Below are 19,152 nucleotides of genomic sequence, written 5' to 3'. Positions count from 1 at the left end.
CCCGGAAAGCACGATATGGCGATGACAGCGACCACGCCCCCGCTCGCGTCACAGGCGTCGATCAGCGAGGAGATCGAGCGGATCCAGCACGAGACCAAACCTGGACAGACCAGCACCCGGTTGGACTTCTCGCCGTACCGGAGCACCCTGCTGCGGCATCCGGTGAAGGAGCTGCGCACGCTCGATCCTGAGGAGGTCGAGCTCTACGCGCCGGTGTTCGGTCACTCCGACGTCGACCCGACCGAGGCGGACCTGACCCTGCACCCGGGTGGCGAACCGATCGGGGAGCGGATGGTGGTGACCGGCCGGGTCGTGGACGGCGACGGACGCCCCGTACGGCGCCAACTGGTCGAGCTGTGGCAGGCCAACGCGGCCGGCCGCTACGTGCACAAGCGGGACGACCATCCGGCGCCCCTCGATCCCCATTTCCACGGCGCGGGCCGGTGCCTCACCGACGACGACGGCTGGTACCGGTTCACCACGATCAAGCCCGGCCCGTACCCGTGGCGCAACCACCACAACGCGTGGCGGCCGGCGCATCTCCACTTCTCGCTGTTCGGCCGGGAATTCACCCAGCGCCTGGTCACCCAGATGTACTTCCCCGGCGACCCGCTGCTCGCGCTCGACCCGATCTATCAGGCGATCACCGAGCAGGCCGCGCGCGACCGGCTGGTGGCGGCCTACGACCACGACACCAGCCAGCACGAGTGGGCGACCGGCTACCGCTGGGACGTCGTGCTCACCGGTGCCCACGCGACGCCGCTGGAGCGGGAGGACAGCGATGCGTGATCTTGTGACGACAGCCGGCCAGACGGTGGGCCCCTTCTTCCACTACGCGCTGCCGTACGACGGTGGGCCGCACCTCGTCCCGCCAGGCTCGGCCGGCGCGATCCGCCTCGCCGGCACGGTGTACGACGGCGCGGGCGCACCAGTGCCCGACGCGATGCTGGAGATCCGCCAGGCCGACGCCGCCGGCCGGGTGCCCGTGGTCGAGGGATCGCTACGTCGCGACGGCGTCTTCACCGGCTGGGGCAGAGCCGCGACGGACGCCGTGGGCCGCTACGCCTTCACCACCGTCGCACCGGCTCCGACCCGGCCGGGCGTTGCGGCGTACTTCGCCGTCACCCTGTTCGCGCGCGGCCTACTGGACCGACTGTTCACCCGGATCTACCTGCCGGGGCCGGAGCTTTCCGACGACCCGTTCCTGCGGTCGCTGCCCGACGACCGTCGGCGCACGCTCGTAGCCGAGCGCGACGTCGATGGCAACCTGCGGTTGGACCTGCGCCTGCAGGGCGAGCAGGAGACGGTCTTCCTCGCCTTCCCGAGGCATCGGGACCGATGAGCGACGACCACGGCCTGCTCGCGCCCGGCTCGCACCGGGCGGCCGGGATCGCCGACGACCATGCGGTGGTGGCTGCCATGCTGCGGGTCGAAGCGGCGTGGCTGCGCGCCCTGGCCACCGTCGGCACCGTCGAGGCGGATGACGCCGACCGGCTCGCGGGCGTCGTCGCCGGCCTCGACCTCGATGTCGCGGCGCTTGCCGCCGCCGGGGAAGCCGCCGGGAACCCGGTGGTGCCGCTGGTCGCCGCCGTACGCGGTGCGGCCGGCGACGAGCGACTCGCCCGGCTCGTGCACGCGGGACTCACCAGCCAGGACGTCCTCGACACCGCGTTGGTGATGGTCGCCAGAGACGCGCTGGCCCGGATCGACGCCGACGTCGCCGCCATCGCCGCCGCGCTGGCCGGCCATGCCGAGCGGCACCGCGACACGGTGATGGCGGGGCGCACCCTGACCCAGTACGCCGTTCCCGTCACGTTCGGGCTCACGGCCGCGCAGTGGTTGGCCGGCGTGCTCGACGCCGCCGCCGACCTCGCGCTGGTCCGCGACCGGCTGCCGGTGCAGTGCGGTGGCGCCGCCGGCACTCTCGCACTCGTCGATCATCTCACCGGCAAGCCGCTGGTAGTGGCCGAGGCATTCGCCGCCGAGTTGGGGCTGCGGTGGCCCGGAGCGCCGTGGCACACGCGGCGCCGTCCCGTCACCAGGCTCGGCGACGCGCTGGTCGGCGTCTGCGACGCGCTCGGGGTCATCGCATCCGACGTCGCGCTGCTTGGCCGGCCGGAGATCGGTGAGGTCCGAGAGGGCCGCGCGCCGGACCGCGGCGGGTCCTCCACCATGCCGCACAAGCAGAACCCTGTACTCAGCGTCCTGGTGCGCAGCGCCGCGCTGCAGGCGCCGCTGCTCGGGGCGCAACTGCACAGCGCCGCCGCGCAGGCGGTGGACCAGCGCCCCGACGGCGCCTGGCACAGCGAGTGGCCGGCCCTGCGTCGACTGCTCCAGCTCACCGTGACGGCCGCCTCGCAGGCGGCCGAGTTGGTGTCGGGGCTGGAGGTCGACGTGGCGACCATGCGGCGGCGGGCGGAAGGCGCGGCGGGCCAGTTGCTCGCGGAGCGCGGAGCGGCCGGCGACCCGCGCGACTACCTCGGCGCCGCCGGTGCCGTGGTGGACGCCGTGCTGGACCGGATGCGCGGGGAGAACCCGCATGGCTGAGCCGGATCTGGCCTTCACCCGCCTCGCCGGACATGCGGGCGAGGGGCCACTGCTCGTCGTCGGGCCCTCACTCGGCACGTCGGTCGAGGCGCTCTGGGGCCACGCCGCCGCGCTGCTCGGCGACCGGTTCGAGGTTCTCGGCTGGGATCTGCCGGGTCACGGCCGCAGCAAGCCTGCCGCCGAAGCGTTCTCGGTCGCCCAGCTCGCCGCCGCCGTGCGTCGCACCACCGGGAAGATCATCGGTGGGAGAGGCGGGACGGCGCTGTACGCCGGGGTTTCGTTCGGTGGCGCCGTCGCGCTGGAACTCGCCCTCGATCCTGGCCCGTTCTCCCAGGTCGCCTGTATCGCGAGCGCGGCCAAGATCGGCGAGGCCGGTGCGTGGCATGAACGCGCGGCGCTGGTCCGTCGGGCCGGGACGTCGGTGATGCTGCCGGGATCGGCGCAGCGGTGGTTCGCTCCCGGGTTCATCGACCGTGACCCCGCGACCGCCAACCGCCTGCTTCGCTCGCTGTCCGAGGCCGACAAGGACTCCTACGCGCTCGCCTGCGCCGCACTCGCCGACTTCGACCTGCGCGACCGCCTGCCCCAGGCGCGGGTGCCGGTCCTGTTCATGCCCGGGGAGCACGACGTCGTCGTACCTCCGCAGGTGGCGATGGAGGCCGCCCACTCCCTTCCCGGTGCGACGCTCGTGGTCGCGGCCGGCTGCGGACACCTCCCGCCCGCGGAGGACCCCGCGGCCGTGGCCGCACTGCTGACCTTCCCGACGACGGAGGCTACCCATGACCGGTGAAACCCACGACCCGTACGACTCCGGCATGCGGGTCCGGCGCGAGGTGCTCGGCGACGCGCACGTCGACCGGGCGGAGGCGCGAAAGACGCCGTTCACCGAGGATTTCCAGGCGCTGATCACCCGCTTCGCGTGGGGCAGCGTGTGGACGCGGCCCGGACTGGACCGCCGCACCCGCAGCGTCGCCACGCTGACCGCGCTGCTGGCACTGCGCCACTGGGACGAGTTCGCGATGCACGTTCGCGCGGCCCGCACCAACGGGCTCACGCCCGACGAGATCGGCGAGGTGATCCTGCAAAGTGCGATCTACTGCGGGGTCCCGGTCGCCAACCACGGGTTCGCCGTGGCCCAACAGGTCCTCAACGACATGGAGAACGCGGCATGACGCGCCCGCAGATCACGACCACCCAGGTCGGCATCGTCGGCGGCGGTCCCGCCGGACTGATGCTCTCGCACCTGCTGGCCCTTCAGGGCATCGACTCGGTCGTCGTCGACAACCGCACGCGGTGGGACATCGAACACACCGTTCGCGCCGGCATCCTCGAACGCGACAGCGTCCGGCTACTGGTCGACGCCGGCGTCTCGGACCGCGTCCTGCACGAAGGTGACGAGCACGACGGCATCGAACTGGCCTTCGGCGGCGCATCGCACCGCGTGGACTTCAAAGAACTCACCGGAGCGTCGGTGTGGCTCTACCCCCAGACGTCGGTCTTCATGGACCTCGCCGACGCACGGGCCGCCGCCGGCGCCGACGTGCGGTTCGGCGTCACCGACAGCTCCGTGCACGACCTCACCACCGACGCGCCGAGCATCCGCTTCGTCGACGCGGACGGCACGGCGCAGGAGGTGCGCTGTCGCTACGTCATCGGCGCCGACGGCTCGCGCAGCATGTGCCGCAACGAAATCCCGGAAACCGCACGCCGCCAGTTCTTCCGCGAGTACCCCTACGCCTGGTTCGGCATCATCTGCGAGGCACCCAAGAGCGCCCCTGAGTTGATCTACAGCCACTCCGACCGCGGCTTCGCGTTGATCAGTCAGCGCACCGAGACCATCCAGCGGATGTACTTCCAGTGCGACCCCGAGGAGGACATCGACGCCTGGTCCGACGACCGCATCTGGGCGGAGCTCCAAGCGCGCGTCGCCCTCAACGGACACACCCTGAAGCAAGGGCCGATCACGGAGAAGGCGGTCCTCCGCTTCCGCAGCTTCATCAACGAACCGATGCGCCACGGCAGCCTCCTGCTGGCCGGCGACGCCGCCCACACCGTGCCGCCCACCGGCGCCAAAGGGCTCAACCTCGCGTTGGCCGACGTGCGCGTGCTGGCCGAGGTGCTCGAGCGTGCACTGCGCACGGGTGACGACGAGGTGCTGGAGGAGTACACCGACCGGGCGCTCGACCGCGTGTGGCGGTCCCAGCACTTCTCCTACTGGATGACCTCGATGCTGCACCGCCATCGTGACGCCACCGATTTCGACATCCAGCGCCAAGTCGCCGAGCTGCGCTCAGTGGTCGGCTCGCGCGCCGGGTCCACCTATCTCGCCGAGGGCTACACAGGCTGGCCCGTGGGCTGACCGCCCCTGCTGGAAGACCTCCTGAGCGGCGGAGAAGGCTCAGGAGACCGGGCGCGACCAGACGTCGGCGATCGACGGGTCGAAGTAGGCCGGGTCGTCCTGGTTCTCGAACCGGATCCGGACCGACCCGTCGGCCGCCGCGAGCGAGGCCGGGACGACCAGCTCGTAGGTCTCCGTGCCGGCACCGGCGGCGGTCCGTTCGAAGGTGCGCAGCAGCACCTCCTCACCGTCGACGTAGACCTTGTAGCGCTTGACCTGGGCACGGTCGTAGGTCTCGACCGCGCGGATCACGAACGCCTCGCCCGGGGTCACGGCCAGGTCGAACTCGAACCACGAGAACGGCGTGAGGTGTCCGGCGTAGCGCCGGGTCAGTCCGGCCTCCGTGTTGGTCCCGGAGGACGGCGCCGCCGTGAGCCGGTGCGCCTGCTCGGACGAGGCATTGCCGAGGTCGACGTGGTCGAGGGCGTCGGTGACGTTCGGGGTGATCGCGACCCGGACCGCGCCGGTTCCGGTCGCGAGGACCTCGTCGTCGCGGACGAACCGCGCGGTGAGCGGGTAGTCCTCGACGGCCTGGCGGGCGGCACGCGGGACGACCACGTCGAGGGCCACGCTGCGGGTCTGCCCGGCCGGGACCGTCAGGTCGGCCCCGGCGACGGGCTGCCATCCCTCGGGGAGGTCGAGTCGGAGCCGGCCGGGCGTCGCGGCGCGTCCGATGTTGCGCACCGTCGCGGTGACCCGCGCGGACGCGCCGGGCCGCACCTCGGCCGGCTCGGCGGTGACCGACTCCACGACCACCGGCGACTGCACCGAGACCTCGAGCGGGCTGCGCACGGTCAGGGTCGCGTCGGCGTACACGTAGGTCGCCTCGGCGTCGCCGCGCACGGTGCCGGGTCGCTGCTGCTCGGGAACCGCCAGCTCCAGCCGGCCCCCACCGGTGCCGCCGGGCGGCAGCTGATTGGTCAGCCGCACCCACGAGGGCGTGGTGGCCCAGCCTTTACCGAACCCGGTCAGCGAGCCACGGACGTTCACCACCCGTTCGGAACCGGCGTTGGCCACGGCGAGCTGGACGGGGACCCGGTCCCCGGGCCGCAGCACGTCGGAACCGGCCTCGGCCTTCAGCGACAGACCCAACAGGTCCGACGCCGCGGCCGACACCGCGGACATTGCCCGGTCGACCGCGGTCACCAGGTCCTTCAGGCCGTCGGCATTCAGCTTCCCGAGGATGTCGGCCATCGACTCCAGCGCCAGATGCGAGGCGGCCAGGTGACGGGCGGCCGCTCGGGTGTCGCCGGTGAGCAGCGCGGCGTGGGCATCGCGAGCCCTCGCCGTGGAGGTGGCAGCCGCCCCGGACAACCGCTGCGCCTGCCCGGGATTGAGGTGACCGGCCCGGCGGGCGGCGTCGACGAGGGCCGCGAGGGGCTGCGTCGCGTCGATCGCCGCCCCGACCAGGCCGAGCTGCTCGTCGGAGCCGAACCGGTAGTCACCGGAGCCGACGACCACCCGTACGACGCCGTCGGCGACGGTCACCTCGTGTACACCGGGAGCGTCCGCCACCGGCCGTCCGCTCTCGGATACGGCCCAGCGGTTGGCCCCCGGGACCTCGACCGTGGCGGTCGTACCGACGGGGACGTGCACGTCGAGGGAGAGCCGGCGATCCTGCTGGCGCCAGTTGCTGGACACCGGACCCCACGGCGTCTGCGTGGTCGCAGACGCGTGGTCGAGCAGGCCGGTGACGGCCGGGGCGATCGTGATGTCGCGGTAGCCCGTCTCGGCCGAGGGCCGGATGCCGGCGACGTAGTGGTAGTTCCAGTCGTCCAGGGTGCCGAGGAAGTAGTGGCCCAACGACCGGGCCTGCACCGACCAGTGCTCCCAGACGGTGGTCGCGCCGTTCGCGAGCTTGTAACCCCAGCTCGGGTACGTCGTCTGGGTCGCCACCCGGTAGGCCACGTCCTCGTGGCCGTACTGCGTGAGCACCGGCAGCAGGTACTTCGTGCCCAGCGTGCCGGTGTCGAGGTGGTAGCCCCGCTCGACCACATCCTGGGCGAGCCGGTCCGCGACTCGCTGGGCGACCTCCTCGTCAGGGGTGAGGTTGAAGGCAAGCGCCAGCACGTTGTGGACCTGCCGGTAGCGGTTGGCGTCCGCACCCTCGCCGCGATAGCGGTCCTGGGAGCTCTGGAAGTAGACGTTGTTGAACGCCGTCTTGGTGGCGTCCGCCTTCGCCGCGAACTGCGCGGCGTCGGTCGCCTTGCCCAACTGCTGTGCGACCCGCTCCATCGTGCGCAGCATCTGGTAGAGGTACGCCGTGCCGGACACACGGTTGTCCTCGTCCGGGGCGTGACCGCCGGCCGGGCTGCCCGTGGGTGACACCCAGTCACCGAGCCGGTTGCTGATCACGGTGCCGTTGGCGCGACGCTGGCCGTACTCCAGGTCGATGTAGCCCTTCATGCCGTCGTAGAGCTCGGTCATCACCCGGTCGTCGCCGCCGTACTGGTACAGCCAGTACGGGATCATGATGTAGGCCGCGTGCCAGGGCTGCGACGGTCCCCAGGCGCCCCAGTTTCCCGAGCTGGGCGCGATCACCATGGGGGCACCGGCGCGGGAGCCGCTGACCTCCCGGCTCTCGTGGACGTCGCGCAGCCACTTGGCGAACAGCTCGTGGGTATCCATGTTCAGCAGGAACATCTCGGCGCCGACCGTGGCGTCGCCGGTCCAGCCGTTCTTCTCGAACATCGGGGTGTCGGTCGGGATGTGGTGGATGTTGTTGTAGAGCGTGTTCACCACGATCTCGTGGACGCCGGTCAGAGTGCCGTTCGAGGCCTCGAACCGGCCGGTCTGCTCGGCGTCGGTGTTGACCCGCTTGGCCGTGAAGGCGCTCAGCGGCGGCGGGCCGTCACCGGGCCAACCGGTGACCTCGATGTACTTGAAGCCCTTGTAGGAGAACGTGGGCATCCAGGTCTCCGGCTCGCCGGTCCCGGCCAGGGTGAAGTAGTCGGTCTGGAAGCCGGCCTGGAAGCCACCGTTGTTGCTCATGTTGACACGGCCGTTGGCCAGCAGTTTCTCCGCGTGAGCGGCCCGGATCGTGGTGCCCGCCGGGCCCCGGACGGTGTACTCCACCATGCCGGCGATGACGTTGGGGAACTCCACCACGTAGACACCCGGCGCGGGCTCGGTGATGGCGACCGCGGGGAAGGACCGGGTGACCCGGACCGGTTGCTGGCGCTGGTTCACCAGGACACCGCGCGGCCCGGTCGCGATCCTCGGGGCACTCCACGTGGAGTCGTCGAAGCGGGCGGAGTTCCAGCCCGGGACCGCGAAGCGCGCGTCGTAGCGCTCACCGGCGTAGAGGTCGTCGAAACGGGTCGGGCCCTCGTGGTAGGTCCAGGAGTCGTCCGTCACCACCCGCTCGGTGCTGCCGTCGGCGTAGTCGATGTGCAGGATGCCGCGCGCCATCGGCTCGTCACGCCAGGTCGGCCGTTCCCAGTTCCAGACGTTGCCGCCGGTCATCGAGAAGAACTCGCGGCCGAGCTCCATGCCGATCGCGTTCGGCCCCTCGACCAGCCGGTCGGTGACGTCGAACGCCGCGTACTGCACGGTGTCGTCGTAGTCGGCGAAGCCCGGGGAGAGCATGGCGTCGCTGACGGGGGACCCGTTGAGGCTGACGTCGGCGTAGCCGCCGGCCGCGACGTAGTACGTCGCGTTGCGCACCGGCCCGTTGACGGCGAACTCCTTGCGCAGCAGCGGGGCAGCGGCCGGCGCCGGCGCCAGGACCGTGTTGATGGTCCCCACGAGCTCCAGCGCGCCGTTGACGACCGTGCCGCCGCTGAACGGGTTGAAGCCGGTGGAGAAGTCGATGTCGGCCAGCACCTGGCTGTCCTCGGTCCGGGTCACCTTGACCGCGTGGGCCCGCGACCGCTCCGGCTGCCCGCTCGCGAAGTCGGAGCGGAAGCCGACGAAGCCGCGCTGCATGGTGCCCGCCTGCGTGACGTTGCGCGAGTCGACCTCGATCCCGTTGATGCGGGTGACCACCTGGACGCTGGACTGGTCGGTGCCCGGTCCCACGGTGACACTCAGCTTGTTGGACCGCGTGGTGAGCTGGTTGACCGTCACCGCCGAGGAAATGTCGATGCCGGGGTTCGCCAGAAGGGTGTAGTTCCCGTTCACGCGACGGTGGGGGCGCAGGCGGGGCACGCCACCGTCGACCGAGACCTGCCACATCAGGGCGTTGTTGGGGTTCGACGCGCGTACGAAGGCACCGAACGCGACGTGGTCGATGGTGAAGTCGAACTCCGCGGTGTAGTTGTCCCACCCGACGAGCGGGTCGCGCGACGGCGGCTGCGCGCCGACCCACCTGCTGCCGCCCCAGTCGGCGGCGGTCATCAACCCCGTCCGGAACTGTGACGACCCGCTGGCCTTGCCTGCATTGGTGGCCACGTCGACCGTCCACTCGTACCCGGTCGCCGACTCCAGGGTCGGGCCGTCGTACTCCACGTCGAAGGACCGGTCGGACCCGACGACCCCGCTGTCCCAGACGACCTTCCCTGCCGTGCTGATCCGCACCCGGTACGACTCCTGACGGACATCGCGCGCCGTGGTGCTGATGATCCACGAGAACCGGGGACGGTCGAGGTCGATGCCGACGGGCTCGGTCTTGCGCTCGACCTTGAGGCCGACGAGCTTCACCCCGTCCCCCTCCACCGGCCGCGCGCTCGCGCTCACCGCCGGTGCGCCGAGCCCGGTCAGGACCAGCGCCAGCACCGTCAGCACGCTGGCGAGACGACGAAGACTGTCAGACATGTACCGCATGGGGGGGCCACCTTCGGCTGGATGCTGCTGCGGCAGTGAAACGTTAAAGACGAACAGTAGGCGGAATTCCTCGCATCCTCACCAGCGGTTCGGAAGAGATGGCCGCTTCCGGCCACGTCTGCGAACTGAACCCCCGTCGGCCCACGGACACCGGTCAGAGCCATCCGGCTCGCGCCGCCCGCGCCGCCCGCGCGGCCCATTGCGACAAGCTCGACGACGCCGGCCTGGTGGAGACCGTACGCGGGGTGGGCTACCGGCTGCGGCCGAGCTGACGGGATCAGCCAATTCTCAGATCATCCTCAAGAAATCCCGCGCTGTCGGCCGCTGGCGGCACGGCTGGCGTGTGCTGGCGCCACCGTGTCATCTCCCTGTTCTGGAGCTGCTATGAGAGACAAACGGACGACCATCTTCTCCGTCCTGCTCGCCGCGACCCTCGCGGCGACCGTTGCGCCCACGCCCAGCGCGTCGGCGACCAGCTTCGCCGAGGAGCGCTTCAAGCCGAGTGTCACCTACGAGCTGTCGGTGACCGACGCCGAACGCGACGCGATCCACGCGGAAGTCGAGGCGTTGGCTGGACGCGTCACCAGCGCGCGGGCGGGGGACGGCACCTACGACCCACTCAGTCTGATGGGGGCGATGCTGGACGGGTCGAGCTACGACTCCATCTCCCGAGGCGGCACGGCCGCGACGGCGTACCCCTTCCCAGTCAGCAACACCACAGCCAACCAGAACGAGTACGACCGCAAGGTCGCCAAGCTCGCCTGGGTGGTCAAGCTGGCCACCGACCTGGGCTTCCCGGTGGTCGTCCAACGCCAACCCGACAAGTACGTCTACGCAGAGATCGGTGACCCGGACGCCCCGGAAATGGTCATGGCGTTGAGCCACCTCGACTCGCCGACGGCTTCCGTCTCGCAAGCCCAGCTGGCACGCTGGCGGGACGCCGATGGCAACCTCGGCACTCCTGGTGCGTACCACTCGCCCTATGTCCAGGACGGCTGGGTCTACGGGGCGGGCATCCAGGACGACAGCGGCCCGACGCTGGCGACGCTGGTCGCGGCCAAGGCGCTGCTCGAGGCGGGGTTGCCCCTCGACCGACGCATCCGCATCGTCATGGGAATCTACGAAGACGGCGGCCCCGGCACGCCCTCGACGACGAACACCGCCACCTTCCAGTCCATCCCGTACAACTCGAACCCGAGCTTCTACGACAACTGGGCCTACAAGAACCTCAACCGGGAGGAGATGCCGATTGCGGCCTACACTTCCGACTCGCGGTTCCCGGTGATCGTCGGCAACTCCGGATCGGTGACCCCGTCGGTGTCGATGAGCTTGTCCGCAGACAGCACCAAGGCCTTCCGGCTGACGGGCGCCACGGCCGGCGTCACCCTGCGTGAAGGCGATCCGACGCTCAAGGACATCGCATACGGCAGCACCACGCAGATCGCCTCGCGGGCCATCTTCACCCTCGACGTGGCGGGGGTCGGCTCCACCGAGCGCGACCGATTCGTCGCGGCGATCACCGCTGCCGCGACCACGAAGGGTTGGCTGCCGGCTGCTCCCCGCACCACCCCCAAGGTGCAGACCACGATCACCGGCGACTCGCTCACGCTGGAGATCAACACCGACGTGGCGATGGAGATGCCGACCCCGCAGTACGGCAAGAATGCCGTCGTGTGGGGAATGTTCCTCCTCTCCAAGGGACTCGGCGGATTGGGAACCACGGCCGCCGACATGCAACTGAAGAAGGCGGCCGACGGCATCGCCGACCTGTTCTTCCGCGACGGTGTCGAAGGCGAAGCCTATATCGGCAAGTACATGGGCATCCCGGCGAACCTGTTGCGCAACCCGAGCAACGGCACCCCGAACCTAACCTTTGCCCTCATGGGGGGCATCAATTCGGAGACCCCGACGAGCTTTTACACGGACGCCTCCGGCAGCCTCAGCATGCCGATGTATGTGCGCAGCATGCACGTCACCGCGGCTGACTCCGGCCAGGCAACGGCGGCGGTCACGGCCGCCTTCCAGGCGAAGGGGTTCACCATCGGCAACCTCGGCTCGCCCGTCGGCGCCGGGTTGTACGTCACTCACGACAACCCGCTGACGGCTCTTCAGTTCGGGAGCTACCAAGCCTCGATCAACCGCAACCCGCAGGAGTTCGCGGATCCGTATTCCCTCAGGGACGTGGTCTATCCGCAGGGCACGACTGGCGGCACCCTGGCCAGCAGTTTCCGCAACAAGATGACCGCCTTCGGCGCGGTGATCCCGGGTAACGAGCGCTGGTGGCACACGGCCAACGAGCGGATGAAGGTCGACTCGGCAGTGCAGATGACCAAGATCATGGCCGACGGCATGCTGGAGATGGCCCGGTACTCCGGGCCCGCCGGTGCCAAGTTCATGTGGGCGAGCATCCCGGGGCTGAACGCCGACCGGGCGGACCTCGACCTGCTCGACGTCACGATCGGAACCTACAAGGACGCGTCAGCCACTGTCGGCACGAGCCAGTTGGGCAACCAGGCCCTGCTCGGCGCCACCTCGTTCAACATCCCGATGTGGAACGGGCGCGGCAACTCGACTCCGACGGCGTCGGCTTTCGCACTGGGGCACGCCCCGGGAGGGGTCTACCTGCCCCTGACCGACACGGAGTACCTGAACAGCACGTACGTGGCGCCGATGCGTCTGGAGTTCAAGGTGGAGCGCCCCGACCACATGTCGGACGCGGCGTGGGCGAAGTTCGTGGCCGGCGGCTACGGCGCCTTCCAGTTCAACATTCTCGTCGGCGACACGGTTGTGCCGCTGGCCGTTCCTGCGGGGCAGAGCGCGGACAAGTACTTCTCCTCGCGCATCTCGGCCAACAATCCCGACGCCATCTACCTGTCGGTCAACCTCGCGATCACCGATGCCCCCTACACCGGGGTGCAGCCCGTCCTCGCGGATTCCAAGACGGACCTGTACACGGTCAACCCGACGTACCTGGCCTCGAACCCAGATCCGTTCCCTGGGCGCGGAGCCATCGAACAGCGGGGCTTCTTCCTGTTCGGTGATGGGCAGAAGAACGCGGAGTTCTCTTCGCCCGACGCGGTCTACGTGACGGTCGCCAACGCGGTCACCGATGCGAAGCCGTCGGCGGTGGTGAAGAAGTTGAAGGGCAACAAGAACGAGTTGACCATCACGGTGAAGCAGACCCATATCGACGGCGCCGAGTCTCCTGTGACGGCCACGTTCACCATCGACAACAACGCTGCTGGCACCTACACCGTCGGCGATTACAAGGTGTACGTCGATACCAAGGGCAACACCCAGGTGCGGTCGATCTACATCGTGTGACGACTTCGCCTGACCCAGCGTAAGTTCGTGCGGACCGTGCGCGCTTACTACGGGGAAAGGCCCTCCGGCTGACGAAGTTCGTTCGCCCCGCTTCTGGTGCTACGAGCCGTCGGCCAGGGGTGGAAACAGACGTGGTGGCTTCCCGCTCGGCGGGGAGCCACCACATGTTTCTACGAGCAGGAAACCGTACGTATGCGATCCCGCTTCTCGGCCGGCACGTCGTACGGGCCGTGTCCCGGATCGAGGTTTGGACGGAAGGCCGGGGTCGTTGCCCTCGGCGGTGCACTGCCTGGGGCGGCCCGGTGCAGAAGTCCATCGGACCCCGGTCCTCCGCGCGGTGAAGAGTATCGGCGCCCGCTGACACCCGGGTGCCGGTTATGGCGGATTTAATCCGCCAATAAGCTGCCGATCAGCCAAGGTCGTTCGCTTACCCGGGGGCGGATCGCGCCAGATCCGGACGCTCGATGAGACCCGCTATCACGGAGTGACGGGTTCCCTGCCGGTGGGTCATCACCGGGGCTCTGACTCGCCGTGCCAGCATCGCCTGGTGCGCAACGAGCGACGCCTACGAACACGGACGCCCGAGTCACGAGCCTTCGCGGAGCGCGTACAGCTCGTCATGAACCTGACCTCGCGCCTCAACGGGCTGCCGTTCGACGACCTCGACGGGCGCAGGACGGTGCTCACCGAGATCTTCGGTAAGCCGATCCCCGACTCGCTGTCCATCCTGCCCCCGTTTTACTGCGACTACGGGCTTGGCGCATCGTTCGGCGGGCGCGTGTTCATCAATCAGGGATGCTTCTTCCTCGACTACGGTGGCATCACGATCGGTGACCGCGTCATGATCGGCCCCCGAGTGACCCTGAGCACGGCGGGACACCCGGTCGAGCTCGACGAAAGGTACGACTTCCTCACGCACGCGCCCATCGTCATCGAGGATGATGTGTGGATCGGTGCCGCCGCCACGATCACCCCCGGAGTCACAATCGGTCACGGCTCGGTCGTCGGCGCGGGCGCCGTTGTGGCGAAGGACGTGCCGCCGCTCAGTGTGGTGACGGCAACAAGCGTTGTCGAACGAAAGCGTCTGAAACCGGCGTCTCCTGCAACCACCTGAGGGGCTGCGGCTCACCCTGCTCCAGGCGGGGTCGGCGGTGTTTCGTCTGGATCAGTCCGCTCGACGTGCTCGTGTTTCCGCCGGCGGAACTGGTGATCTGGCTGACCTGGTCCCGCCAGCCCTGCACGCCGTGTCGGGGCCACCGCTCTCGGTACGTTTCGTGCTGCCGCCGGATCAGTCCCACCAGAAGTTCCAGCAGTTCGAGCCCATGATCGCTTCGGCATAGGTGGAGAAGGTGTCGGTGTTGCTCTGCCAGATGGTGTCCGGGCAGAAGGCGAAATGCTCGGCGGTCACGTGCAGCGCCAGGTCGGGGGTGGCTGGTGGTGCGGCGATGCTCAGGTGCAGGGTGTCGAAGCTCAGGCCGACGACTGTGGCTCCGAAGCGGCGTTGCCAGTCGCGGACGACGGCGGAGAAGCGGGCGGTGTCGTTGTCGTGGTTGAGTGGGCCGGTCCAGCTGATCGCGGTCAGTGCATGCGCGCCGTCGGTTGCGGGGACCAACGCGAGGCGGGCCTGGCCGGCGGAGAGCGCGTCGGCGTACTGGTCGGCGAAGCGCTCCACCGGTCCTTGCCGATCGGGGGTGGGCGTGAGGCCGGGCCACCGGACACCGACCGGGTCGAGGTAGCCGAGGTCACTGGCGGCTTTCACGTCGAGGTCGTCCCCGGTGATCCCCTGCCACCATTCGGCGAGGACCGCGCCGGTGTCGTGCTGCTCGACCGTGGTGATGTGGTCGTATCCGGCGTCGATGCCGAACGGGTCGTCATCGCCTTCGACGTTGAGTGCGAGCAGCGGCCACAGTCCAGACTGGTGATGCCGGGGCCGCCAACGAGACCAATCACCCGCCGCGGCGGGACGGGAGCAGAGCCAGTACACCGGCGTGACGCCGTTGTACGGGATCATCAACCGGCCCTCGGGGATATCCGGTGGCAGCGCGTCGTCCCACGTCATGGCCGGCACCATAGACGGCGGCTACGACACGGCCGCCGACGTGAAGGACAGACCTTCAGCCGAGGTCAGAATGCCGCCAGCCCAGCTCGACAGCTTGGGGTGGAACACCGCGCGGACCTGGCCGTTCGGCTCCGCAGGGTGGAACGGAGGAGGAACGACTACGACAGCTCGGTCGGCTGGCAAAGTCCACCGGCTTCCAGTTCGACGACTGACAGAAGACAGCGCATCGCGCGCACCCTTCGGTTACCTTGATCATCTGTACTGCTCTCAGAACGACCGGGCGTCTCAGAACCGAGGTAGCCGGTCGCGGTCCGTGGCGCGCGGTCGGCGCAGTGAGCGTGCATCGCCGTGGACGTTCGCGGACGCTTGGAGGTACGACGATGTTGGTGCTGTCTCGGCGTAGGTAGGTTACCCAGGTGACTGTGTACGACGTCGCCGTCAGGCTGCCGTCCATCGGCGTGCTGCGCGACCGCTGCAAGGCACTTGCCGTGCTGGAGTGCATCCTCGATGGCGGTGAGCCCTACTACGCCTACACCCGCGCGTGGGGTGACGACGAGGCGGCGTTGATGAGCAACGGCAGCGGCGACGAGTGGGCGGTCGTGTTCACCGCCGAGGGCGCGTTCATTCGTGTGTTCGACCACGAGTCGGCGATGACGCCCTTCCGCGGTTCGGACCGCGAGCTGTGGCCCGGACTACTCAACGGCATCCCGGCGGTGTTCCGTCCGCACATCGAGGAACCAGCGTTCGGTGGCGAGGAGGGACAGTTCCTCGCCACCGCCGTACTGTGGCGGCTCTCCGGGGACGACCGCTGGCACGCCGGCGAAGGCATCACGTTCCCTCCGCCCCGCGGACCGTACGACGACAACGGCCCAGACGGCTCCGGGCTGCTCAAAATCCTGCTCGACGACATCGTCGACCGGTACGTCACGTTCGCCGAGGACTACTACGAGATCGAACTGGACCCGACGCTGATCGAGCACGTCGTCGCGCACCGCCCGCTCACCGACGCCGTTGTGCAGGCTCTCAACGCAGAGATGACCGTTGTCAGGCTGCACGAGGACATCGCCGCGATTGGGTATCCGATGGCGGCGGTGTGACGTCGGGCCCGTACCTGGACCGCCTCCGCAGCAACGATGAGACAGCACCGGAAGCGGAGCCACGTACCCGATAGGTCGCGGCCTGTGACGCACTCTCGGTGGCAGACGCGTGCGAGCGAAATCGGGTTGCGGCGCGTTGCTCGGCGCTGGCTGGATTAGGTCGCATGCGCACCATCGCGAGCGACCGCCTCCTGCTGCGCCCCTGGCGCGCCGAGGACGCCGACCTCCTTCTGGATCTCGAATCGCGCTGGGAGGTCGTGCGATTCCTGGGCGCGCAGCCCACGATTATGAAGAACCGCGAGGAGGCCCTCGCCTCGATCGCACGCCGATGTGCCATCGACGATCCGATCCACGGGATCTGGGCCATCACCACAGCGGCGGACGGCCGGCTGGTGGGAAACCTCCTACTCAAGCCGATTCCCCTGTCGGCCGGGGAATCGGCCGGCGGGCCGACCGATGTCGAGATCGGCTGGCACCTGCATCCGGACGCCTGGGGGCACGGCTACGCCACCGAAGCAGCGGCGGCGGTCCTGGACGACGCGTTCAGCCGGGGGCTGACGAGGGTCGTCGCGGTCACGGACCCGGGCAACCGTGCGTCCCAGGCCGTCTGTCGGCGGCTCGGCATGACGCACTTCGGTCGGACGACGAGGTACTACGACACGCCGAACGAACTCTTTGAGAAGCTGGCCAGCTGATCGGCAAAGACCCGCCTCCGCCGCTCGCCACACCAGGCAGTTGAGGAAGGAACGGCGCATCGGCGTCGTCCCTCCCAACCGGGGCGGTCCACCTTCGAGACTTGTCATTGACTGTCCGAACCCCTGGTAGCGGCGGTGATGCCGCCAGCGGTTCGGAAGGCTTGAGGTGGTACCCCGTAGGTCGCGCTGAACAGGCGACTGAAATGAGCTTTGTCGGGAAAGCCCCATTGCGCGGCAATGCTATAGATCGGCCGCTTCGCCAGGGACGGATCGCGCAGGTCCCGAGCGCATCGGTTGAGGCGCTGTAAGCGGATCAGCTCCGCGACGCCCGTGTCGTCCGCCTCGAACAACCGGTGAAGGGCCCGAACGGAGATGTGGTGCGCTGCGGCCACCGCCGAAGGGCTAAGGTCTGGGTCGCCAAGGTTCCTTTCGATGAAGGCCTTGATCTGTATGCGTAGGGAGCTGTTGCGAACCTCGCCCGGCAGCGTCTCGGCGGCATCGAGCCGCTGCGCGAGGATGGCGGCCATGAGGTCACGGGCGATGTTGTCAAGTCGGGGAGCATCGGCGGGGTCGTACTGCTCGGGGTGGGTAATGATCTGGCGAACGAACTGGCCGAGCAGTACGCCGATGCCCCGGGTGGCGGGAAACCTCGCCCCGAGGATCATGGCGACCTTGTTCGGGTGCAACGGGATCAGTGCGTGCGGGACGAGCATGGTCAGCGTGGTCAGCTGATCCTCCTCAGGGCTGACCGCACGATGTGTCGAGGTGTGCGGGCGTGATGTGTCGACGAAGATGAACTCCCCAGCGACGAGCGCGTTCTCTCGTCGCTCGGCCATTACGCCTCCGGACCCGGACAGCGGCAACGCGAGTTGGTACATCTCCGGGTCACTGCGGCGAATCAGCTTGCCCGTTCGGTGCATGTCCAACGACGGGTAGCTCCAGGACGACAGGACCACGTCGCCCAAGCCAACCACCTGCGCCTGGGCGCGGAAGTTCTTGGCGTGATCGCTGCTCACCCTCATCGGTACGGACTCGCGGGCGACGAGGTCGTGCCAGAATCCGAATCGCTCACCTTCAGGGACCACCACAGTGTCCAGTGATTCGACGGCGAGCATGCTCCTGTGTCCCTGTCTTCCTCGCAGCTACATGCATTAGGACGCCCGTACGAGACTACACAAGTCGAGGCTCACGATCGGGGCAGCCAAGATCAAGGCTCCGTTGGGCCAGCGTGTGACAATGTCGCGATGAAGCGCTCGGGGGTCGCGCTTGTGGTCGCAGTGGCGCTTGTCGTCGTGGCGGGGGTTGTGCTGCTGCGCGTTCAGCGGGATCGCGAATGGGCCCACGGCGGCGATGCCGTGAAGGCCGAGGTCGAGGTGGCCATTGCCACGCAGGAGACATTTGAGCGCTTGGTGGCGGCCGCCGTCAGTCGGCGGATGGCGTCATGATCGACAATCTTGTCAGGTTGGCAAGGTCGGCTGTTGGCGTAAGCTCCACCGTGGTCGCGCCTGCCGCCTTGTCCGCAGACGCTCGCCCGATAGTGACAGCACCAACCTGACTGCTCTGCTGGGACGGATCCGGCATCAAGACACGGTTGGTCTGGTAAACCCCACCGTGAACGCCTTCCATGACTAGCTTTCCGCCGGTGCCACGTACGGAACCCGGAACATTACTGATATTCGTGTAGACCTGGCCGGCGAATTCGGTGCTGGTGATGAGGTCGACAGTGGCTTCGCCGCGGACGGCATCGACTACCGTTACGCGACCGACCAAACCTTCGGCGACAACGGCTAGTTGCCCCTTCCGGACTCCCTGATCCTTCGGGAACGCCACGATTATCTGTTGGCCGGTCCTGCCGACTACCTCAGCGGGTACGGCCCGCGCGTCGCCGTCCACACCGTCCTGACCAGGTACCTCGAACACCTTCGTGGCGCTGGCGAACGGTCGCTTCGGCTTGATGAACCCCGCGATCGTCGTCGTCTGCGCGGTCGCAGCGATCGGGAGTTCTGTTACAACAAGGCGACTGGTAGGTTCGTCCGGTTCTTGGATCATTTCACTATCGACCGCGGTACTCGATACCCGCACCGCTGTCACGCCCGGCATGGCGATGGCAATGGCATAGGTGCCCCAGTCGTCATTACTAACCTCGGCCCTTCGTTAAGGGTGTCCAAGGACTGGGCTGGAAACGAAGAAGTGCCTTCTGATCAGGGAAAATGGGACTTGCTGAGGGTCCGAGTTTCCTGTCACGGAAGGCACTTGCTGGGTGAAGGC

At 68.6% G+C, this 19,152-nt stretch carries 16 protein-coding genes; 12 read left to right on the top strand and 4 right to left on the bottom strand.

The window, feature by feature from the left end; translation table 11 throughout:
- Positions 1 to 21: 21 nt before the first annotated feature.
- The 6 genes from pcaH to C1I95_RS11175 are packed head-to-tail and all read left to right on the top strand — an operon-like array spanning position 22 to position 4,906.
- Complete coding sequence (gene pcaH, locus C1I95_RS11200; RefSeq protein ID WP_199523700.1) at positions 22 to 789, top strand: protocatechuate 3,4-dioxygenase subunit beta; 768 nt, start codon at positions 22 to 24, stop codon at positions 787 to 789.
- The gene (gene pcaG / locus C1I95_RS11195; protein ID WP_111213734.1) at positions 782 to 1,342 is read left to right on the top strand and encodes a protocatechuate 3,4-dioxygenase subunit alpha; all 561 of its coding nucleotides are present in this window, start codon (positions 782 to 784) and stop codon (positions 1,340 to 1,342) included. The genes pcaH and pcaG overlap by 8 nt, the downstream gene beginning before the upstream one ends.
- Positions 1,339 to 2,547 (top strand): lyase family protein, encoded by a 1,209-nt coding sequence (locus C1I95_RS11190; RefSeq protein ID WP_111213733.1) that lies wholly within the window; start codon positions 1,339 to 1,341, stop codon positions 2,545 to 2,547. Before pcaG ends, C1I95_RS11190 begins: the two co-directional genes overlap by 4 nt.
- Positions 2,540 to 3,337 (top strand): alpha/beta fold hydrolase, encoded by a 798-nt coding sequence (locus C1I95_RS11185; RefSeq protein WP_111213732.1) that lies wholly within the window; start codon positions 2,540 to 2,542, stop codon positions 3,335 to 3,337. The genes C1I95_RS11190 and C1I95_RS11185 overlap by 8 nt, the downstream gene beginning before the upstream one ends.
- Positions 3,327 to 3,719, top strand: a complete 393-nt coding sequence (pcaC, locus tag C1I95_RS11180) for a 4-carboxymuconolactone decarboxylase (protein WP_111213731.1) — start codon at positions 3,327 to 3,329, stop codon at positions 3,717 to 3,719. Before C1I95_RS11185 ends, pcaC begins: the two co-directional genes overlap by 11 nt.
- A complete protein-coding gene (locus tag C1I95_RS11175; RefSeq protein WP_111213730.1) occupies positions 3,716 to 4,906 on the top strand; it encodes a 4-hydroxybenzoate 3-monooxygenase in 1,191 nt (396 codons plus the stop codon). Before pcaC ends, C1I95_RS11175 begins: the two co-directional genes overlap by 4 nt.
- Before the next feature lie 39 nt (positions 4,907 to 4,945).
- Here the strand turns inward: C1I95_RS11175 and C1I95_RS11170 are convergent, their stop codons facing one another.
- Positions 4,946 to 9,700 carry a family 78 glycoside hydrolase catalytic domain gene (locus C1I95_RS11170; protein ID WP_158566361.1) on the bottom strand — a complete coding sequence of 1,585 codons (4,755 nt, stop codon included), beginning with the start codon at positions 9,698 to 9,700 and terminating at the stop codon, positions 4,946 to 4,948.
- A 107-nt stretch (positions 9,701 to 9,807) separates the two neighbouring features.
- On the opposite strand from C1I95_RS11170, the gene C1I95_RS35200 reads away from it, so the two are divergent.
- The 3 genes from C1I95_RS35200 (at position 9,808) to C1I95_RS37105 (ending at position 14,147) form a co-directional block, all read left to right on the top strand.
- On the top strand, positions 9,808 to 9,981 hold the full coding sequence (locus C1I95_RS35200) for a helix-turn-helix domain-containing protein (RefSeq protein ID WP_158566359.1): 174 nt from the start codon (positions 9,808 to 9,810) through the stop codon (positions 9,979 to 9,981).
- A gap of 112 nt (positions 9,982 to 10,093) precedes the next feature.
- Positions 10,094 to 13,033 carry a M20/M25/M40 family metallo-hydrolase gene (locus C1I95_RS11165; protein WP_111213728.1) on the top strand — a complete coding sequence of 980 codons (2,940 nt, stop codon included), beginning with the start codon at positions 10,094 to 10,096 and terminating at the stop codon, positions 13,031 to 13,033.
- Positions 13,034 to 13,580: 547 nt separating this feature from the next.
- The gene (locus C1I95_RS37105) at positions 13,581 to 14,147 is read left to right on the top strand and encodes a sugar O-acetyltransferase (RefSeq protein WP_325048812.1); all 567 of its coding nucleotides are present in this window, start codon (positions 13,581 to 13,583) and stop codon (positions 14,145 to 14,147) included.
- Positions 14,148 to 14,321: 174 nt separating this feature from the next.
- Here C1I95_RS37105 and C1I95_RS11155 read toward each other — a convergent pair whose 3' ends face one another.
- Positions 14,322 to 15,092 carry a DUF4253 domain-containing protein gene (locus tag C1I95_RS11155; protein ID WP_158566357.1) on the bottom strand — a complete coding sequence of 257 codons (771 nt, stop codon included), beginning with the start codon at positions 15,090 to 15,092 and terminating at the stop codon, positions 14,322 to 14,324.
- Positions 15,093 to 15,508: 416 nt separating this feature from the next.
- Between C1I95_RS11155 and C1I95_RS11150 the strand changes: the two genes are divergently transcribed.
- Positions 15,509 to 16,189, top strand: coding sequence for a hypothetical protein (locus C1I95_RS11150; RefSeq protein WP_111213725.1), 681 nt, complete (start codon positions 15,509 to 15,511; stop codon positions 16,187 to 16,189).
- 164 nt (positions 16,190 to 16,353) lie between these two features.
- Positions 16,354 to 16,884, top strand: coding sequence for a GNAT family N-acetyltransferase (locus C1I95_RS11145; RefSeq protein WP_111213724.1), 531 nt, complete (start codon positions 16,354 to 16,356; stop codon positions 16,882 to 16,884).
- A gap of 104 nt (positions 16,885 to 16,988) precedes the next feature.
- Here the strand turns inward: C1I95_RS11145 and C1I95_RS11140 are convergent, their stop codons facing one another.
- Complete coding sequence (locus C1I95_RS11140; protein WP_111213723.1) at positions 16,989 to 17,999, bottom strand: AraC-like ligand-binding domain-containing protein; 1,011 nt, start codon at positions 17,997 to 17,999, stop codon at positions 16,989 to 16,991.
- A gap of 129 nt (positions 18,000 to 18,128) precedes the next feature.
- Here C1I95_RS11140 and C1I95_RS11135 point away from each other — a divergent pair, with 129 nt between their 5' ends.
- Positions 18,129 to 18,329, top strand: a complete 201-nt coding sequence (locus tag C1I95_RS11135; protein ID WP_111213722.1) for a hypothetical protein — start codon at positions 18,129 to 18,131, stop codon at positions 18,327 to 18,329.
- Here C1I95_RS11135 and C1I95_RS11130 read toward each other — a convergent pair.
- Complete coding sequence (locus C1I95_RS11130; protein ID WP_233513537.1) at positions 18,307 to 18,975, bottom strand: rod shape-determining protein MreC; 669 nt, start codon at positions 18,973 to 18,975, stop codon at positions 18,307 to 18,309. The genes C1I95_RS11135 and C1I95_RS11130 overlap by 23 nt on opposite strands.
- Between the last annotated feature and the right edge of the window lie 177 nt (positions 18,976 to 19,152).

This window comes from Micromonospora craterilacus, assembly GCF_003236315.1.
In the GTDB taxonomy this organism is placed as follows: Bacteria; Actinomycetota; Actinomycetes; order Mycobacteriales; family Micromonosporaceae; genus Micromonospora; species Micromonospora craterilacus.
Note: the sequence above shows the minus strand (reverse complement) of the source record. Positions and strands in the feature narration are given on the sequence as shown.

Excerpts from the sequence above, each read along its gene's own strand:
- pcaH (WP_199523700.1), top strand. The coding sequence starts at position 22 with ATGACAGCGACCACGCCCCCGCTCGCGTCACAGGCGTCGATCAGCGAG.
- pcaG (WP_111213734.1), top strand. The coding sequence starts at position 782 with ATGCGTGATCTTGTGACGACAGCCGGCCAGACGGTGGGCCCCTTCTTC.
- C1I95_RS11190 (WP_111213733.1), top strand. The coding sequence starts at position 1,339 with ATGAGCGACGACCACGGCCTGCTCGCGCCCGGCTCGCACCGGGCGGCC.
- C1I95_RS11185 (WP_111213732.1), top strand. The coding sequence starts at position 2,540 with ATGGCTGAGCCGGATCTGGCCTTCACCCGCCTCGCCGGACATGCGGGC.
- pcaC (WP_111213731.1), top strand. The coding sequence starts at position 3,327 with ATGACCGGTGAAACCCACGACCCGTACGACTCCGGCATGCGGGTCCGG.
- C1I95_RS11175 (WP_111213730.1), top strand. The coding sequence starts at position 3,716 with ATGACGCGCCCGCAGATCACGACCACCCAGGTCGGCATCGTCGGCGGC.
- C1I95_RS11170 (WP_158566361.1), bottom strand. The coding sequence starts at position 9,700 with ATGTCTGACAGTCTTCGTCGTCTCGCCAGCGTGCTGACGGTGCTGGCG.
- C1I95_RS35200 (WP_158566359.1), top strand. The coding sequence starts at position 9,808 with ATGGCCGCTTCCGGCCACGTCTGCGAACTGAACCCCCGTCGGCCCACG.
- C1I95_RS11165 (WP_111213728.1), top strand. The coding sequence starts at position 10,094 with ATGAGAGACAAACGGACGACCATCTTCTCCGTCCTGCTCGCCGCGACC.
- C1I95_RS11155 (WP_158566357.1), bottom strand. The coding sequence starts at position 15,092 with ATGACGTGGGACGACGCGCTGCCACCGGATATCCCCGAGGGCCGGTTG.
- C1I95_RS11145 (WP_111213724.1), top strand. The coding sequence starts at position 16,354 with ATGCGCACCATCGCGAGCGACCGCCTCCTGCTGCGCCCCTGGCGCGCC.
- C1I95_RS11140 (WP_111213723.1), bottom strand. The coding sequence starts at position 17,999 with ATGCTCGCCGTCGAATCACTGGACACTGTGGTGGTCCCTGAAGGTGAG.
- C1I95_RS11135 (WP_111213722.1), top strand. The coding sequence starts at position 18,129 with ATGAAGCGCTCGGGGGTCGCGCTTGTGGTCGCAGTGGCGCTTGTCGTC.